The 270-nt window shown below is 38.5% G+C and carries 1 pseudogene; it reads left to right on the top strand.

The features are described 5' to 3' along the window. Positions 1-71 precede the first annotated feature (71 nt). A pseudogene (locus AAHB12_RS31560) lies at positions 72-270 on the top strand (IS6 family transposase); the annotation flags it as partial.

Below are 270 nucleotides of genomic sequence, written 5' to 3'. Positions count from 1 at the left end.
GGTTCTGGTGCAAGAAATCTAGTAAACTTGGACATACTGATACTAGTACTCTAAAAAAGGACGTGATCAGTATGGAAAAGCAAAATTTATTCAAATGGAAACATTATCAGCCTGACATTATTTTGTTAACAGTGAGATGGTACCTACGGTACAACTTAAGTTTTCGTGATTTGGTGGAAATGATGGAGGAGCGTGGCTTATCCATGGCTCATACAACGATTATGCGTTGGGTTCATCAATATGGACCGGAATTAGATGAAAGAGTACGAC

This window comes from Bacillus sp. OTU530 (assembly GCF_038440375.1).
This window is presented reverse-complemented; position numbering and strand designations above follow the sequence as displayed.